This is a genomic window from Rhodanobacter sp. K2T2 (assembly GCF_013408815.1).
Taxonomy (GTDB): Bacteria; Pseudomonadota; Gammaproteobacteria; order Xanthomonadales; family Rhodanobacteraceae; genus Rhodanobacter.
The window spans coordinates 240,912-258,553 of record NZ_JACCCA010000001.1; the positions used below are offsets into that span (position 1 = coordinate 240,912).

Here is a 17,642-nt window from a genome sequence, read left to right on the forward strand (position 1 = left end):
AGCTTGCCTAGTCGACTAGGCTCACACCGAGTGCCCGCTGATCGCTGCGACCGTGATCATCGACCACGCGCACGTTGAAGCTGCCCGCGGTCTGCGGCTGCCATAGCAACGATTCGCCCGGCCCACTGCGACCGACGAAAGCGTCGTTGACGAACCAGTACAAGGCATGGACGTCCGCATCGGTCGTGGCGGTAAAGGCGATACGCTCCTGTCCCCGACCGTTGAGGCGCATCGCGTAAGTGCTGCCACGCAAAGGCGACGTGATCTGCGTTGGGTCGCCAGCGGTGGCGCCGGCGTTCGTGCACTCCGGGTTTTGCGGCGGCTTGCGGCGAGGGATACCGGCCTGGGCGAACACCTGCTGCAGGTCGGACGGCCAGAATTCGTAAACCTCGACATGCGTGCGCTTGCCGTCGTAAGGCGGACAGGCGGGCTGGCCCGTCGCGTCGTCGATGACCACTGGCCGATGCACGTTGCTTACGCGGATCGGCGACTTGCCGGGAATAAACCAGGTCATGCCTTTCTGCGGGCACCACTGATTCGGCAGATCGCCGCTGGCTAGGCATATCTGCACGCGCTTTAGATGGGCCGGCATGTGCCTAATCGGTTCCACCATTTGCTGGCGCTCGGCGCGCAGCGCGTCGATGATTTGAAAAAACAGCGGCGCCGCCGCCTCCGCGCCGACAAACGCCGGATTGCCCGTGCTGTCGAAATTGCCTATCCATACGACCAGCACGTAGGGTCCGAAGCTGCCGGCTGTCCAGGCGTCGCGGAACGCCCAGGAGGTACCGGTCTTCCAGTACACCGGCAGGGACGACGGTTGCGCACCGCTGGTTTCATCGGGCCGTGGATTTTGCCGCAACATGTCCATCACTATGAAGCTTGCCTCGTCGCTGAGCAGGCGCGTGCCGTCCACCTGCGGATCGCTACTGTTCAAGCGCAGCGGTCTCAGCTCGCCGCGATTGGCCAGCATCGCGTAAAGGCCGCCCAGTTCCTGCATCGTCACCTCACCGCCGCCCAGCACCAGGGCCAGGCCGTAGTGCTTTTCGCTGGCCATGCGGCTGATGCCGGCATCGTGCAGAAACGAGTACAGGGTCGGCTGCTTCAGCTGCGCGGCGACCCACACGGCGGGAATATTTCGACTGCGAATCAAGGCGTCGGTGGCCGTGATCGGACCGAGAAAATGGCCGTCGAAGTTTTCCGGCGTATACGGTCCGAACGAGCTGGGCACGTCGCGCAGCACGGTCTGCGGATGCAGTACGCCCTGATCGAAACCCAGCGCATAGATGAAAGGCTTGAGCGTCGAGCCCGGTGAACGCTTGGCCAGCGTGCCGTTGACCTGACCCTGGATCGAGCGATCGAAATAATTGGCCGAGCCCACCATCGCCTTGATGCCCATGTCGCGCGTATCGATAAGCAGCGCCGCCGCGTTGCGGATGCCGCGCGACTGGTTGTGCGCCACGTATTGGGTGATCTGCCGCTCAAGACTGTGCTGGATATCCAGGTCGATCGTGGTGCCGACGTGGGAGCTATCGCTACCGCCGGCAATCTGACGCGTTACCAGCACCTGCTCGACCGCCTGTGGCGCTTCGAACGGCAGCTGCGAGAGAGGACGCAGATTCAGCGGCAGCGCGAACAGCGGTTTCAGCGAGGCGTCATTGGGATGGTCATGCAACCAGCGGGCATACAGGCGATTGCGCGACGCGGCCAGCTGGGAGTTGATGACGTTGTCGTTGCCGTTCGCGTCCACCGCGGGCGGCGTTCCCTGCAATCGCCGCGTCGGATCCTGCGGAATGACGGCCAGCGTCAGCGCCTCCGGCAAGCTCAGCGCGGCCGCCGATTTATTGAAATAGGCCAGACTCGCCGCGCCGACGCCTTCGACGTTGCGGCCGTAGGGCGCGTCATTGAGATAAGCCTCGAGAATCTGCCGCTTCGAATAGAACAGCTCCAGTTGCACGGCGCGTGCGACCTGCTTGAGCTTGCCCAGCGGCGAACGCGTATTGAGTTTCCACAGCAACCGGGCCAGTTGCATGGTGACCGTCGATCCGCCCTGCGGATTGCCATGACGCACGTAGGTGATCCATGCGCCGCGCGCCAGTCCGTAGGGATTGAAACCGGCATGCCAGTAGAACCAGCGATCCTCGTGCAGCAGCACGGCGTCTTTCAGCTGCGGCGAAATCTCCTGCAGCGGCACCCATAGCCGATAGCGGTCATCGCTGGCCAGGGTCAGCCGCATCAACCGATCGTGATCGTCGTAGACCGCCGTGGAGGACGGCAGCCAGTCGCGCAGACGCGGATGCGGCCAGAGCCGGCAGCCGATCAGCACGAGGGCGATCAGCGCGAAGCCGACCAGCCAGTTTTGCCAGCCAATCAGCCAGCGAACGAGCTGGCTGACGACATGGATTGAAAACCCTTTTTTCATAAATGGCGTAGGCGTTTCGCCCGATTCCAAAGACGCTCAGCGTCAGGAACCGGGCGAAACGTTCAAACTCACGGCGACTTGCTGACCACGGTCAGCACGCCGCCACCGGGCGAACGCGCCTGCACGCTGCGGTCGTACATCGACTCCCCGTAGGCCGGCGGCACGATGAACTTGCCTGCATTGCTGGCCTTGATGCGATAGACGAACTCGCGTACATCCGGCGTGGCCGTGCCGTAGATCACCACTCGATCCTCGCGTATATCCGCGTACTCCGGCCGCCAGGTCGAGCTGGACAGCCCGACCGGTGAACGAAACGCGGTCGGCTTCACCTCGCTGTCGCCGCCCTGATCGGCTTCGCCGTTGGCATCGGACTGCTGCTGATCGGTGACCGGCGGCGGCGGATCGATCACCGGCTCGAAGCCGCCCGGCAGCAGATCCACGATGGCGACATTGCCTATGCCATCGCTGCCGGTCGCTCGGATTTTGATATGGACGTCTATCTCCTCGCCTACGCTGATCTGATCGAGCGGCTTGCCCTTGCTGTCCGTGTAGTCACGCACGATTTCCATGCCGTCCTTGATCGCCTTGCTTGGCGCGTCCGTGTCGTAGCCGCCCTGGCTGGCCACGTGCCACGCCGGCAGGCTGCTGCCGTTGGAGAAACGCAGCTTTGCAGCTGTTGCACTCCAGCTTCCGGCCTGCAGCAGATTGCCCTGAATGGCCGCGATCGACTTGACCGTACCGTCCCCGTGCACCTCGTCGATGGCCAGCTTGTCGAGCTCGCCCGCGCTCTGCGTGGCATACGCATCCATGGCCAGGATCGTCATCGCCGACGACAGCGTATTGAAGCGGTTGTTCGCCAGTGGCCAGGTAATGTTTTCCATCACCTGCGGCGACAGCGCCTTGGCCCGATCGGGGAAATACTTCGACAGCAGATACAGCACGCTGGCGTCGCGGGTGAGCGGATCGTAGTAGTACTGGTAGACGTAAGTGTCCTTGTCCAGCTTACGCTCCAGCGCTTTCTGCGGACCGGCGATCAGCTGATTGGCCTCCTTGTCCTGCTTGAGCATCTCATACGAGGCGGCCAGCCAGGCCGCCGCCAGATCGCTCTTCCAGTCATTCGGAAACGCTTCCTGCAGACGCTTCTGCACGGCCGCCAAATCGTTGGTGGTGACATTGCCCTGCCGGGTCAGCAGATACACCGCATAAGCGCGCTGACGCAGGGCATCGAGTGAATCGAGGCTCTCATCCGCCGCCAGCTGATGCAGGTACTTGTTGCCGGCATCGAGCATATCAGCCGGCACGGTCACGCCGCGGTCGCGCGCCTCGAGCAGGAAATGCATCGCATAAGCAGACACGAACGGCTCGGAGTCCGGCGTGGCCGACCACACGCCGAAGCCGCCCTGCCCGTTCTGGCGCGAATGCAGCGCGTCGAGGAACTGAGCCAGCGCCTCGTCGTTGCTGATCTTTTTCTCGCTGAACGCCGGCTGCAGTACGTGGGCGAAAACCGGTACCACCGGCCATTTCGCCACCACCAGACGCGGCATCGCTGCGCTGATCAGCTGCTCGCTGCAGTAGTTCTGGTAGTTCACCAGATAGCTGGTCAGGCCCTCGGCCAGCACGACCGGCAGGGTCGAGATCGCCGCGTCGCGCGAGGCGTAGGCATCGTAGAGTTTGCGCAGATCGGGCAGCTCGACCTTGCTGTGCGCCTCGACCAGGCCCACGTCGACCTGGGTGCGATACGCCGAGGCGGGCCGCACCGAAAGGTCCACGCTCTGCCTGGCCGACTTGTCGCCGTAGCCGGCGCTGAAGGCGAGATTGCCCGAGCCCAGCGTGCGGGTGGCCTTGATGTGGAAGATCGCCACGCCTTCGCGCATCTCGCCCAACGTCAGGCTCTGCGTGGCATTGCCGATCACCTGCAGCTGCGGGCCGGTCTTCAGCGTCACCGCGACAGGCACCTGTTTGCCGTTGAGGCCAGTGAGGTTGTTGGCCACGCCGACGCTGACCTCGGCCTCGTCGCCGGGCGCCAGCGTGGTGGGCACGTTGGGCGACAGCACGAAATCACCGCGCACCGTGGTCGAGCCTTCGAACGTGCCGATGCGATCGGGCGACACGGACACCGCCATCACGCGCAGCTTGCCGTTGAAGTAATCGGGCACGGTGTAGCTGAAATCCTTTTCGCCGTCGACGTCGACAATGCCGGACCAGTACACCACCGGTTTGTCGCGCTTGCGCTTGAACGGGTTGAGCTGACGGCCGATGGCACCGTCGGCATCGCCGCCCGGTGCGGCCATCGCCATCAGTTTCTCGAAGTCCGGCAGGATCAGGTCAAGAATCTGTGATGTACCGACCTGCAGCATGCGCTTGCGGAAGAAGAACTTCAGCGGATCGCCGAGCTTGTAACGCGCGACCTGAAGAATGCCCTCGTCCACCGCAAACACCACGGCCTTGGTCGGCTGGGTCGAATGCAGCTTGAGCGTCAGCATCTGGCCGGGCTTGACCAGCGCCGGCGAGTCCACCGTGATCGGATTGCGCCGCGCGTCCAGGTTTACCGAGAACGGCACCACGCCGTAGCTCAGCGGACTCATGAACACCTCTTCCGATGACGGATCGCGGATGTACTGCACGTTGATATAGCCGTTGCCCTCGAAATCCGCCGGCACCGTGATGTGCTGCACCGAGCTGGTCGTATCGGCATGGAACCACGCGTGGGCGTAGACCTTGTCGCGCTCGATGGTGATCAGGCCGCTGCCCGCATACGGCGCGCGGATGGCGATTTCCACCGGCTCGCCCTGGGCGTAATCCTGCTTGCTGAGATTGAGCTGCAGTTCGGCGTTGCGATCGAGCGAGCGCGAGATGTTGGCGTCCCCGGCCACTGAATACTCCACGCGATTCACTTCCGTGCGATCGGCGGCGCGACGGATCACCAAGGCGTAATTGCCGGGCTTGTCGGTGGGCAGCGCGTAGTCGAGACCGCCCGCGGGAATCGCCAGCGGCTGCTCGCTGATCGCGATTTCCTTCAGCTTGGAGTCGTATTTGTAGACGCCCGAATCCTGCTTGGTCAGCACGGAGACAAACCGCCGCTCGATCAGCTGTGCCTTCAGGTCGCTGAGTGCAAAGGCTTTTGCCTGTGGATTGATCGCCACCAGATGCACCGTCCGCGGGCTGTCCCGCTTGACGTAGTCGAGGTTGTCCACGGCCTTGTAACCGACCAGCCAGTCGTTGCGCGAGACCAGCGTCTGCGCGGCAGCCGCCACGCTGCGACCGCCCTCGGCCTCGTAGGCCTTGCTGAGGAAATACAGCTGGTAGGTGGCATCGGCATATTTCTTCAGGTCGAGATTGAACTCGGCGTGGCCTTTGTCGTCGGTCTTGCCGTCCTGCAGATTTTCCTCGTAACCCTCCTTGGCGCGGCGCACATCGTAGAAGTGGTAGTCGGGCCAGCTGTGGAACGCCGGCCACGCCGGACGCAGCGTCAGCGAGGCTTCCACCCGGCGGTCGGCCGCCGGCGTGCCGAACAGGTTCTGCACATCGACGATGCCCTTGAGCTGATCGGGCTTGACCCACCCCTCCGGCACCTGCTCGGAGAGCTTGGCGCTGACCTTCATGCGATCGGGCAGGAATTCCTTCACCTGCACAGTCGTCGTGCCGATCTGCGCGTCGGCCTTGCCGTCCTTGACGATATAAAGATTGACCGTCCAGGTCCCGGTCGGCGCGGTTTCGGCGGGCGTGTAATCAAGCTCGCCGAAGCCGGATGCGTCCATCGTCAGCGGCATCTGCTTGACGGTGACGCCGCGCGGATCGACCACCTCGGCCTGCAGCGGGATGCCGGCCACGCTACGCGTCCAACTGGCCGCGCGCACGATCAGGCCGATATGGAACAGGTCGCCCGGACGATAGATGCCGCGATCGGAAAACAGATAGCCCGAAAGCTGGCCCTGGTTCACCGCATTCTGTTCGCCGCCGATATCGAAGCGCGAGTAATCGAGCTGGCGATCGGCGCCGCCGATCGGCAGGAAGGACAGATCGTCGCCTTTCCTGACCACGTACATGACCGGCTTCTTTTCGCGGTCCAGTCCCTTGAACGTCGGGAAGTGCACCGTGCCATCGCCGCTTGTAGCCTGCGTGTAGAGCGTCTGTCCGTTGACGGCGAGCACCGAGACGCTGGCCTGACCCACCGGTTGGCCGGTGCGGATGGACTGCACGAAAACGTCCTGGCTGCCGTCGAGCGAACGCTTCACCAGCATGCCCAGATCGGTCACCACGATCAGACGCGTGTCGGTCGGCATCGCAGCGTTGTCGGCAGCACCGTCGGCTGACTCGTCACCCTCGTCGGCCTCACTGCTTCCTTGATCGGCGCTGTCGGCCGTATCGCTGCTGTCGTCCCCAGCTGCGCTGGTGTCGCTCGCTGGCGCGCCGCCGGGCGCCTGCGCAGTGCCCTCCAGCGCGCGCGCTTTTGCCTTAGCCGCCGCCGCGGCCTTTTTCTTCTCGGCCACCGGGTCGTAGCCGGACAAATGCAGCAGAAAGACGCCGCGCTTGCCGTCTTTCAGATACTGGCCAAGGTCGACGCCCTCGTAATGCGCCTTGCCGGGGTCGGTCTTGGGAAACGCCTGCTTCTGTTCGAAGCGTTCGACGATATGGTCTTCGCTGAAGCCATACATCAGTTCCGGATGGCTATAAGTGCCCTGGTTGAGACTGACCAGATGCTGCAGCTGGTCTGGCAGCACGCGACCGATCTCCAACTGCATCCCGGACAGATTGCGCGACACGACCGAGACGCGCTTGCTCCCGCTGAGCGAGAGCAGCGAGCCGTCGGCCATGAAGCGAAGCAGCTTGGGATAGTCGGGCACCGTAAAGGCTTGAGCCGTCGGCTTGCCGAGCACATAACCGCCGAAGGATTTAAGCCCCGTGCCGACATGCACGTAGATGCGCTGACCGGGTTCGGCGTGATATTTGAAGCTCTGCAGCGTGGCGAAATCGTCTTCGGTCGGCACCAGCGCGATCGGCAACGGCTGAGATTTGCGCAGGACCGCGTCGCTGACCTCGGACACGTCCCAGCCGTAAGGTACGTCATCATCGGCCTGGTCTACACCATCCTTCTTGCGCGGCAACACCCAGGCCTTGGTCAGGCCGGCAAGATCGCTGCCGCGTACCTTGCCGCTGGCGTTGATCACCAGCACCTGTTCCGGCTCGTATTTGTCGTTGTCGACCAGGGTCGGGCTGATGTCCTGCAATGTCAGGCTATACAGGCCGGGCACGCGGATACGCGCCTGCAAGGCATCGGGCGTACCGTCACCACCGTGCGAACTGCGTACCCCACTGTCCAGCTTCAACAGTACGGCACTGTCATCGCGCGGCAGATCCAACGGTTGCGAATGCACCCACGCGTTGAGCTTGAACGCGTCGTAGGTGACGGTAAATTTCATCGGCGTGCCGGGCTTGCCGTCCTTGTCGGCCAGCGCGATCGCGATACGTTTCTCGAACTGCGCGGTATCCACCGGATAGTTGAAATTGACCGGCACTATGGTGGTCTTGGCCGTGGGGTCCTGCGGATCCTGATAGAACTCGCCGTTGCCCAATTTTGCGCTGAAAGCGGGCAGATCGACCGCAAGACGATCGTCCGCCATCAGCACGTGGGGCGCAAAGGCATCGGTAACATCAAATCGCACCTCGATATGCGCACCGACAGGCCAATCCTCGGCAGGGACAAAGCGCAATGTGTGATCGTCGGTCCAGGTCCATGCGCCTTTGAGCGCAGGGCGCATGTTGATGCCTTTGGTAACCGGTTTGCCGACCAGCTCGATCGGCGCTGCCGATCCCGAAAAAGCGATATCGAGCGGATGGATGGTGATTTTCGGCGTGCCGTCCGGCTGCGCGAGATAGTCGGTCACTGCAGGCGTTTTCGCCTCGAAGCTAATGCGTTCGGGCTCGATCGGCCTGGGGCGATGCTGGTACCACTGCCAGCCAAGCCAGGCGGCGGCGATCACCAGCAACGCGATGAAAAAGCCGCCGGCAAACTGCCGCGGCTTGCGCTTGATCGCCGCGCCGGTCGCGGGCGCCCAGGTGGGCGCGGACCAGGACACATGACCAAAAATGGGCCGCAGGATCCAGCCCAGTCCACGAAACAAACCACGCGCAAGACGCACCGGCAACATGAGCAGAAACCGCAGCAGATCCATGACGTCCCCTTTCCTTCATCCGATGATTGCGACAACAGTGCATTCAAATCGCCCGCATTGATGCGCCTACGGGCGTAGCGACGGCAATTGTTCCTTATTTCCCCAGGCATTCTGCGCGTCGAAAATGGCAGACTGCGGCGCCGATTCTGACATGTCGCGGACGAGCTTGGCAGTCGGCGCAGGCCTCGTTCGGCACGCTCCCTCAAAGCAAAAGGCCGACATCCATCGGATGTCGGCCTTTATCGCCCGCACAGTGGATCGGGCTTCGACCTATGAGTCGGACGATTAAATCTTGCCGACGAAATCGCGAACCACGGCAGCCAGGGCGGGGTCCTGCATGGCCATATGCATAGTGGCGCGTACCAGGCCGGCCTTGTTGCCGCAGTCGAAGCGCGTGCCTTCGAAACGATAGGCGAGAACCCTGCCCTGCTCTTTCAGCAGCGCCTCGATCGCGTCGGTCAGCTGGATCTCGCCGCCGGCTCCTGGCGTCGTTTGCTCCAGCAGCTGAAAGATGCGTCCGGGCAACACATAGCGCCCGACAACGGCCAGGTTGGACGGGGCGTCGGCCGGCTTGGGCTTCTCCACCATGTGGTGAATCCAGGCGCTGCGTTCATCGACCGGCGTTGCATCGACGATGCCGTATTTATCGGTGTCGCTGTGCGGCACTTCTTCCACGGCAATGACACCCGCATCCTGCGCGTTCGCCAGCTCGGCCATCTGCCGCAGCGCGCCCTTGCCGGTACCGATCTTACCGTTCCAGATCAGGTCGTCGGGCAAGACCACGCCAAACGGTTCGTCGCCGACCACCGGCTTAGCGCAAAGCACCGCGTGACCGAGGCCGAACGCTTCGGGCTGAGTCACAAAGATCGCGCGCACATGCGAGGGCAGCGTGCCCTGCACGAGTGCCAGCAGTTCGTCCTTGCCCTTTTCTTCCAGTTTCGCTTCCAGCTCATAGGCCTTGTCGAAATAATCGGCGATCGCGTGCTTGTAGCGATTGGTGACAAAGATCAGCGTATCGGCACCGGCATCCACGGCTTCGTCGACCGCGTACTGAATCAACGGCTTGTCCAGCACCGGCAGCATTTCCTTCGCTACGACCTTGGTCGCCGGGAGAAAACGCGTGCCGAGTCCGGCAACGGGGAACACGACCTTGCGCAGGGGTTTACTCACTCACTCTTCTCCGGGTTGATGCGGCGTATCGACACCACGTTATCGGGCTGCGCCACCTCGGTCCAGCGGAAGGACGGCAGAAGGCTCGACACGCAGCGCCGCAGCTCTTCTTCGTCGAACACATCGCTGGCTTCGGCGGCCTTGTTCAACAGGGCCTGCAACAGCTCCCACGAAACTTCGCGGTGCTGCGCCAGAAAAATTTTCGAATGGCCTGTGCCGCTGTAATTTTCCAGCGGATGGAACAATTCTTCGAAAAGCTTTTCGCCAGCGCGCAGACCCGTATAAACGATGGGAATCTCCGTACCGGGCTTTTTGCCGGTAAGGCGAATCATCTGCTCGGCCAGATCGCGAATTTTCACTGGTTCGCCCATGTCGAGCGCGAAAATTTCCCCACCCTTGCCGATGCTCGCCGCCTGCAGAATCAGCTGACAGGCTTCGGGAATCGTCATGAAATAGCGCGAGATTTCCGGGTGGGTCACCGTGACCGGGCCACCGTCCAGAATCTGCTGGCGAAAAAGGGGAACGACCGAGCCCGCCGAATCCAGCACGTTGCCGAAGCGTACGGTCATGAAACGGGTATCGGCGTGAGCGTTGAGGTTCTGGCAGTAGATCTCGGCCACGCGCTTGCAGGCACCCATCACGCTGGTCGGGTTGACCGCCTTGTCGGTGGAGATCAGAACGAAACACTCGACCCCTACCTCGCGCGCCAGATCGGCCACTGTGCGCGTGCCGAGCACATTGTTGCGGAAGGCCGATCGCAACTGCGCCTGCAGCATCGGCACGTGCTTGTACGCCGCGGCATGGAAAATCACCTGCGGCTTGGTTTCGGCGAAGGCTTTCTGCATGGCGACCTGATCGCCGCAATTGGCCAGTATGCCCTCGAAGATCAGCTCCGGAAAATCGGCACGCAGTTCCTGCATGATGCGATAAAGGTTGTATTCGCTCTGCTCCACCACGATCAGCGACTGCGCACCGAGTCGCGCAATCTGCCGACAAAGCTCCGAGCCGATCGAGCCGCCGCCGCCGGTTACCAGTACGCGGCGGGCGGTGAGCGTTTCGCGGATGGACGTCCAATCGAGTTCGACGGCATCGCGGCCGAGCAGATCCTCGATCGCCACCTCCTTGATCTGGTTGAACTGCGCGCGCCCGGCAACGACGTCCTCCAGCCGGGGAATCGTGCGATACGGCAGTCCGGTATGGTCACAAAGCTCTACGACGCGCCGCATTTCGCTGGTCGAGGCCCCAGGCAGCGCAATCAGCAGCATCTGCACCGCCGCCTCGCGCACCACGTCCGACAACTGGTCGAAGCGACCCAATACGGGATGGCCATTAATGCTGGCGCCGCGCAGGCTGGGCTTGTCATCGACGAAACCAACTACGGCATAGCGGCTGTCGCGACGGAGATCGCGTGATAGCACCTCGCCAGCGCGGTCCGCGCCAACGATGAGAACGCGCTTCACGTCATCGCTGTTCTTAAGCAGCTCGCGGCGGCTGTCTTTCCAGAAACGGTAGGCCAGCCGCGGAAGCCCCAGCAGCGCGCCGAGCACCAGCGGGTAAAGCAGAAAGGTGGTGCGGGGAACGCCGTCCAGTCTGTCGTACAAAAACAGTGCCAAGCCTATCGTTACTGCACCTATCAGCGAGGCGCGGGCGATATTCCACAAATCCGGCAGGCTGGCAAAACGCCATACGCTTCGATACAGACCGGTCCATCGCAGAATCAGCCCTTGGATAACCAGAACGATGGGAAATTCGAGCAATTGGAAACTGACGACGTCGCCGGGGTTGAACGTGTAGCGCAACATCTTGGCGATCCACCAGGCCAGCGCGGTCATCGCCAGATCGTGGATCACGACGGCGACGCGCGGGTGGATAAAACCAACCAATTTACGCAGCGACATGACGATCCTTCGACAGGTTGCGTCGCATGCAGCGACGTTTGAGCAAAAGCCACATGGCCGATGCGCTTAGGTAGAACGCCATAGTAATCGGCAGGGCGATGTTCAGATGACTGAACGCCAACCATGCAAACGGGCCAGCCACCAGGAGATTCCAGGCCATATAGCGAACATCCGTTCCCCCGTGCGTGCCACCGCGTCGGGTCATCCACTGATACAGGTGCTCTCGATGCGGCTTGTACCAGCGCTTGCCTCGTAACATTCGCATCACCAATGTCAACGTGGCATCAAGCACAAATGCCGACGAGAGAATCAGCACCGGCCAGAGCAGCGCGTGATCGAGCCCCCAGAGCATGGCGCCAAGGCCGAATATCAGAAAGCCCGTACTGCCGCTGCCGACATCGCCCATAAAAATACGTGCTGTCGGGCGGTTAAATAGCCAGAATCCCAACGCCGAGGCGGCCATCGCCGTTGCGCCGATGGCCAGCGCCAACTGCCCGATCGACCAGCTCATCCAGGCCAATCCAGCCCCGACAAAAATGATCTGCTGCGCCAGCAGCCCGTCGATGCCGTCCATGAAATTATGCAGATTGATGCTCCATGCACCCGCGCCCAGCAAGAGCGGCAGCCACCACCACGACAAACCGGTAGCGAGCAAGGCGCTGGAAAACAACAGCACGGCAAGCAGCTGCGCACCGAATCGGGGCAATACCGGCAGCGGACGATGGTCGTCCCACCAGCCGACCAGAGCGACGAGTGCGAAACCGATCTCCAGGCTGACGACGATGGGAGCTGTCCATGCTTTCTGTGTGCTGAGCAAGGCTCCTGGCATGCAAACCAGGAGCGCGAGAACCAAGCCGATACCGCCGCCACGCGGCGTGGGAATGCGGTGCGACCGACGCTGCCCAGGTTGATCCAGCATGCCGCGCCAATGTGCGTAAGCAATGGCACCACGGACGAGGAAAAATGTGATGATCAGAGCGACGAATGGCCAGGCAGCGACAGAAACGATACCTGTCGTCATTCGCTGGCCACGCCATGAATCGGTCGTACCGTGCCCCAGCTCTTGCAGCTGGGGCACTGCCAGTGATGCGCCTTGGCACCGAAGCCGCAGCGGCTGCAGCGATACATCGCCTGCCCCTCCAGCAGCTTCTTGGTGAGATCGCGCAGGATCAGGAAATTCTCGCGCGCTTCGCCTTCGATTCTATCCATCGTGGCATCGATCAGCGCCATCAGGCCGCGCACCGACGGGCGCTGACGCAGCTGCGAGGTGAGAAAGTCGATCGCCGCACGTTCGCCGTCGCGCTGGCGATAGATATGCGCCAGCGCCAGCACCGGGGAGATGCCGTGGTAGCGGCTGAGCATGTCGCGCAAAAACGATTCGGCACGATCCATCTGCTGCGAGCGCGCATAGCTGTTGAGCAGCGGCGGCAGAATCTCCGGCGCAAACGCGATATCGGCATCGATGGCGGACTCATAGGCCAGCACCGCTTCCGCGTGATGATCGTCCTCGGACTGCAGCCGACCGGTCAGCATGAAGGCGCGCACGCAGTCGGGCTGGCATTCGAAGGCCTGACGCAGGTAGTCGCGCGCCTCGGCGCGCGCGCCGTGCTGGCGCGCGCGGTCGGCCAGTTCGCAGAAAAACTGCGCCTTCATCGCCGCTTCGTCTTCGCCGGTCATGGCCTCGAGCCGGCGCGTGTGCTCGATCGCCTTGTGCCAATCGCGCTCGTGCTGATAGATCGCAATGAGATGCCGCAGCGCCGAAGGCGCATGCGCGTCCATCGCCACCAGATCCGAAAAAAGCGCCTCCGCGCGATCGAGCAGACCGGCCCGCATATAGTCTTCGCCCAGCTCGAGCAGGGCCACCGTTTTCATCGCGTCGGACAAGCCCGGGCGCGACACCAGATGCTGATGCAGGCGAATCGCGCGATCCACCTCGCCGCGGCGGCGAAACAGATTGCCGAGCGCCAGATGCGTTTCGACGGTATCGCGGTTGTACTCGGCGAGCTTGAGGAACACCTCGATCGCCTTGTCCTGCTCTTCGTTGAGCAGATAATTCAGGCCGCGGAAATAATCCGAGGACAGCTCGCTGACTTCAGCGCCGGAGCGTTTCGCGCCCAGTCGACGAGAGGCCAGCCAGCCGAGTACGAAAGCCACCGGCACCAGCAGAACCAGCGCGTAGGGATAATTCATGCAGCGGCCGACAGCTTCTTTTCGTTGTCGCGCAGCTGCCGACGACGTTCACGGCGTTGGCGCGTGATCACGCCCAGCCACGCTGTCAGCCCGCCGAGCAGCCAGCCGATCACTAGCGCACACAGCAACGCCGCGCCCTTTGGCACATGCACCCGGGCAAGTACGAGGTCGTAGTTGACCATGTCGGCATTCAGCGCACCGACCACGATGCCCGCCGCCGCAAAAACCAAAAGAATAAGGATGACTAGTAATCGCATGCGTCGACTTTACCCGATTGACCGTGACTGGCACAGATACCGACGCGAGCGCCGACCGCGGGCCAACGGCTTGCGATGCTTGCGCGGTTCCGACAATGACATACATAAAAAAGGCAGGATCGACTTGCGGTCGCCTGCCTCGATAAACGTGTTTTGCTCACGCAATCAACTACTGGTTTCTTCCAGATGCTGATTCACCCGTTCCCGTAGCTCTTTACCGGGTTTGAAATGCGGTACGTGCTTGCCGGGTAGCGCAACGGCGTCGCCCGACTTCGGGTTGCGCCCCATCCGTGGTGGCCGATAATGCAGTGCAAAGCTTCCGAAGCCACGCACTTCAATACGCTCACCGTGAGCCAGAGCATGACTCATCTGTTCGATCACGCTTTTGACGGCCAATTCGACGTCTGCAAACGCAAGATGAGTTTGACGCCTTGCCAGCGCCTCGATCAATTCAGATTTGGTCATGGGGCCCCAATGTCCGTGACGTTAAACAACGGGGCGGCTCGTGCCGCCCCGTGTCGTGCTCTTGCAGCGATCAGTCGGCCTTGTCGAACTGTTCCTTCAGCAGCGCGCCCAGCTTGGTCGTGCCGGTGGAGGCGGAGGCATAGTCCGGAGCGGCCGGTTCTTCCGGCAGATCGGCCTCGTCCTTGGCGCGAATCGAGAGCGCCAGCTGGCGACCCTTGCGATCCATGCCGGTGAACTTGGCTTCGACCTTGTCGCCAACCTTCAGATGCTCGGTGGCATCGTCGACGCGCTCCTTGGCGATGTCGCTGGCGCGCAGGTAACCCTCGACGCCCTCACCCAGGTCGATCAGCGCACCCTTGGCATCGACTTCCTTCACTACGCCATTGACGATCGTCCCGCGCGGATTGGCTGCCATGAACTGACCAAACGGATCCTGCTCCATCTGCTTGATGCCCAGCGAAATGCGCTCACGCTCCGGATCAACGGCCAGCACCACGGCCTCGATCTCGTCGCCCTTCTTGAAGTTGCGCACCAGCTCTTCGCCGGTCACCTGCCAGGAGATGTCGGACAGATGGACCAGGCCGTCGATGCCGCCGTCCAGGCCGATGAACACGCCAAAGTCGGTGATCGACTTGATCTGGCCGGAGACCTTGTCGCCCTTCTTGTGCATGGCGGCGAAGGCTTCCCACGGGTTCGAGCGGGTCTGCTTGATACCCAGCGAGATGCGGCGACGCTCCTCATCCACGTCCAGCACGGTGACTTCGGTTTCGTCGCCGACCTGAACCACCTTGGCCGGGTTGACGTTCTTGTTGGTCCAGTCCATTTCGGAGACATGCACCAGGCCTTCCACGCCCGGCTCGATCTCGACGAAGCAGCCGTAATCGGTGACGTTGGAGACCTTGCCGAACAGGCGGCTGCCGACCGGGTAGCGGCGGGCGATGGCGACCCACGGGTCGTCGCCGAGCTGCTTCAGGCCGAGCGAAACGCGGTTGCGCTCCTTGTCGTACTTCAGCACGCGCACATCCAGCTCGTCGCCGACGTTGACCACTTCGGACGGATGGCGAACGCGCTTCCACGCCATATCGGTGATGTGCAGCAGGCCGTCGATACCGCCCAGATCCACGAACGCGCCGTAGTCGGTGAGGTTCTTGACCGTACCCTTGACCACCGCGCCCTCGGTCAGGCGCTCAAGCAGCTGCTCGCGCTCGGCCGAGAACTCGGTCTCGACCACGGCACGGCGGCTGACCACGACGTTGTTGCGCTTGCGGTCGAGCTTGATGATCTTGAACTCGAGTTCCTTGCCCTCGAGGAAAACCGGGTCGCGCACCGGACGCACATCGACCAGGGAGCCCGGCAGGAACGCGCGAACGTCCTTGATATCGACGGTGAAGCCGCCCTTGACCTTGCCGGAGATGAGACCAACGATGGTCTCCTCCTTGTCGAACGCGTGCTCCAGATCGTCCCACACCATCGAACGCTTGGCTTTCTCGCGCGACAGCTTGGTTTCGCCGAAACCGTCTTCCAAAGCTTCGAGGGCAACCTTCACCTCGTCGCCTACCTGCACCTCAAGCACGCCCTGCTCATCGCGGAACTGCTCGATGGGGACAATGCCTTCGCTCTTCAGGCCGGCGTTGATCACGACGACGTCGTTACGGATTTCCACAACGATACCGGTGACGATGGCGCCAGGCTTCAGCTTGGAGATGGCCTGCTGGCTCTGTTCAAACAGTTCGGCAAAACTTTCAGTCATGTTGATTCCATAGTGGGAAAAGACCGCGGCTCGCTGCGCTTTACTTAAGATTGCGCACGTACCGGCCGGTCCACCGGTTGAGGGCAAGTCCGGGTGGTTCCCGCAGGAACGACAACCCTTGTCACCGTTGGCCAAAATCCCGACCTCGCCTCCAAAGGGAAGCTTCGACCGGGACGAGAAAACCGCGGTGCCGCTGTTTACGGCTGCACCACGGCGAGTACTTTCGCGACGACCTCCTCGATGCCCATGCCGGTGGTGTCGATCAGCAAGGCATCTTCGGCAGGCTTGAGCGGCGCGACCGCACGCGAAGCATCGCGGCTGTCACGCGCCTCAATTTCGCGTTGAAGGCCGGAAAGTGTAACGCTAAGTCCCTTTTCCTTCAACTGCTTATAGCGTCTTTTCGCTCTTTCGGCGGCACTGGCGGTAAGAAACACCTTGAACGCGGCATCCGGAAAGATCACCGTACCCATATCGCGCCCGTCGGCCACCAGCCCGGGCGCTTTGCGAAAGCCGAGCTGCAGCGCTACCAAGGCTTCACGCACCGATGGCATCGAGGCAATCGCCGAGGCGGCCGCGCCAGCCGTCTCCGTGCGCAGTTCGTCCGTCGCGTCATGCCCGTTGACGAGGACGCGAGTCTCGCCGCCATCGGCCGCCGCGCTGAATTTGATGCGGGTGCTATGCGCGCAGCGGGTTACCGCGTCCACGTCGGACAGATCCAGCCCCTCCATACCGGCGGCATAGCCCACCGCGCGATAAAGCGCACCCGAATCGAGCAGACGCCAGCCCAGATGCCGGGCCACCAGCGCGCTGATCGTGCCTTTGCCTGATCCCGATGGTCCATCGATAGTCAGAACGGGCGCGGGCGTGGCATGGCTCATGAAGAATCCTGGTTCGAGGAAAAGCAGGCCGCCAGTTTAGCGCGTGCACCGCCTCGTTGACCCCGACTGAGTCGCGTGATATCACACCAATGCGCTTGGTTCGCAAGCTTTTCCGACCCCCACCATGACCGATCTTCGCCGCGAGTTCGAACAGGCCGCTGAGGATATTCAGCGACACGGCAAGCGCCCTGACAACGACACCCTGCTCAAGCTCTACGCTCTTTACAAGCAAGGATCGGAGGGTGATCTGAACAGCGCGCCACCCGGTTTTTTCGATTTCATAGGCACGGCCAAACACGAGGCGTGGGCCAAGCTGCAAGGTGTATCGGAGGAAGAAGCGATGCGCCGCTACATCGCCCTCGTGCACCAATTGCTGGCCTGAAACGGCAATACGCTCCATACAACACTTGCTTTCAACCCTCGAACACCGGCACATTCATAC

At 62.2% G+C, this 17,642-nt stretch carries 11 protein-coding genes; 1 reads left to right on the top strand and 10 read right to left on the bottom strand.

Annotated elements, in window-relative coordinates; genetic code table 11:
• Window positions 1–7: 7 nt before the first annotated feature.
• The 10 genes from pbpC to cmk form a co-directional block, all read right to left on the bottom strand.
• Window positions 8–2,419 (bottom strand): penicillin-binding protein 1C, encoded by a 2,412-nt coding sequence (gene pbpC, locus HDE78_RS00980; protein WP_179476655.1) that lies wholly within the window; start codon window positions 2,417–2,419, stop codon window positions 8–10.
• A gap of 68 nt (window positions 2,420–2,487) precedes the next feature.
• Complete coding sequence (locus tag HDE78_RS00985) at window positions 2,488–8,592, bottom strand: MG2 domain-containing protein (protein ID WP_179476656.1); 6,105 nt, start codon at window positions 8,590–8,592, stop codon at window positions 2,488–2,490.
• 285 nt (window positions 8,593–8,877) lie between these two features.
• Window positions 8,878–9,762: a UTP--glucose-1-phosphate uridylyltransferase GalU gene (gene galU, locus HDE78_RS00990; protein ID WP_179476657.1), complete on the bottom strand. Its 885-nt coding sequence runs from the start codon at window positions 9,760–9,762 to the stop codon at window positions 8,878–8,880.
• On the bottom strand, window positions 9,759–11,660 hold the full coding sequence (locus HDE78_RS00995; RefSeq protein ID WP_179476658.1) for a nucleoside-diphosphate sugar epimerase/dehydratase: 1,902 nt from the start codon (window positions 11,658–11,660) through the stop codon (window positions 9,759–9,761). Before HDE78_RS00995 ends, galU begins: the two co-directional genes overlap by 4 nt.
• On the bottom strand, window positions 11,647–12,681 hold the full coding sequence (locus HDE78_RS01000) for a glycosyltransferase family 4 protein (protein ID WP_179476659.1): 1,035 nt from the start codon (window positions 12,679–12,681) through the stop codon (window positions 11,647–11,649). The genes HDE78_RS00995 and HDE78_RS01000 overlap by 14 nt, the downstream gene beginning before the upstream one ends.
• Window positions 12,678–13,850 carry a lipopolysaccharide assembly protein LapB gene (gene lapB, locus HDE78_RS01005; protein ID WP_179476660.1) on the bottom strand — a complete coding sequence of 391 codons (1,173 nt, stop codon included), beginning with the start codon at window positions 13,848–13,850 and terminating at the stop codon, window positions 12,678–12,680. The genes HDE78_RS01000 and lapB overlap by 4 nt, the downstream gene beginning before the upstream one ends.
• The gene (locus tag HDE78_RS01010) at window positions 13,847–14,107 is read right to left on the bottom strand and encodes a lipopolysaccharide assembly protein LapA domain-containing protein (RefSeq protein ID WP_179476661.1); all 261 of its coding nucleotides are present in this window, start codon (window positions 14,105–14,107) and stop codon (window positions 13,847–13,849) included. Before HDE78_RS01010 ends, lapB begins: the two co-directional genes overlap by 4 nt.
• A gap of 165 nt (window positions 14,108–14,272) precedes the next feature.
• The gene (locus HDE78_RS01015; RefSeq protein WP_179476662.1) at window positions 14,273–14,572 is read right to left on the bottom strand and encodes an integration host factor subunit beta; all 300 of its coding nucleotides are present in this window, start codon (window positions 14,570–14,572) and stop codon (window positions 14,273–14,275) included.
• A 70-nt stretch (window positions 14,573–14,642) separates the two neighbouring features.
• Complete coding sequence (gene rpsA / locus HDE78_RS01020) at window positions 14,643–16,322, bottom strand: 30S ribosomal protein S1 (protein ID WP_179476663.1); 1,680 nt, start codon at window positions 16,320–16,322, stop codon at window positions 14,643–14,645.
• A gap of 197 nt (window positions 16,323–16,519) precedes the next feature.
• Window positions 16,520–17,200: a (d)CMP kinase gene (gene cmk / locus HDE78_RS01025; RefSeq protein WP_179476664.1), complete on the bottom strand. Its 681-nt coding sequence runs from the start codon at window positions 17,198–17,200 to the stop codon at window positions 16,520–16,522.
• Between the two features lie 124 nt (window positions 17,201–17,324).
• Here cmk and HDE78_RS01030 point away from each other — a divergent pair, with 124 nt between their 5' ends.
• Window positions 17,325–17,582, top strand: a complete 258-nt coding sequence (locus HDE78_RS01030; RefSeq protein ID WP_179476665.1) for an acyl-CoA-binding protein — start codon at window positions 17,325–17,327, stop codon at window positions 17,580–17,582.
• Window positions 17,583–17,642 lie beyond the last annotated feature (60 nt).

What these genes read in the sequence shown, in the direction of transcription:
- pbpC (WP_179476655.1), bottom strand. Translation starts at nt 2,419, where the DNA reads ATGAAAAAAGGGTTTTCAATCCATGTCGTCAGCCAGCTCGTTCGCTGG.
- HDE78_RS00985 (WP_179476656.1), bottom strand. Translation starts at nt 8,592, where the DNA reads ATGGATCTGCTGCGGTTTCTGCTCATGTTGCCGGTGCGTCTTGCGCGT.
- HDE78_RS00995 (WP_179476658.1), bottom strand. Translation starts at nt 11,660, where the DNA reads ATGTCGCTGCGTAAATTGGTTGGTTTTATCCACCCGCGCGTCGCCGTC.
- HDE78_RS01000 (WP_179476659.1), bottom strand. Translation starts at nt 12,681, where the DNA reads ATGACGACAGGTATCGTTTCTGTCGCTGCCTGGCCATTCGTCGCTCTG.
- lapB (WP_179476660.1), bottom strand. Translation starts at nt 13,850, where the DNA reads ATGAATTATCCCTACGCGCTGGTTCTGCTGGTGCCGGTGGCTTTCGTA.
- HDE78_RS01010 (WP_179476661.1), bottom strand. Translation starts at nt 14,107, where the DNA reads ATGCGATTACTAGTCATCCTTATTCTTTTGGTTTTTGCGGCGGCGGGC.
- HDE78_RS01015 (WP_179476662.1), bottom strand. Translation starts at nt 14,572, where the DNA reads ATGACCAAATCTGAATTGATCGAGGCGCTGGCAAGGCGTCAAACTCAT.
- rpsA (WP_179476663.1), bottom strand. Translation starts at nt 16,322, where the DNA reads ATGACTGAAAGTTTTGCCGAACTGTTTGAACAGAGCCAGCAGGCCATC.
- cmk (WP_179476664.1), bottom strand. Translation starts at nt 17,200, where the DNA reads ATGAGCCATGCCACGCCCGCGCCCGTTCTGACTATCGATGGACCATCG.
- HDE78_RS01030 (WP_179476665.1), top strand. Translation starts at nt 17,325, where the DNA reads ATGACCGATCTTCGCCGCGAGTTCGAACAGGCCGCTGAGGATATTCAG.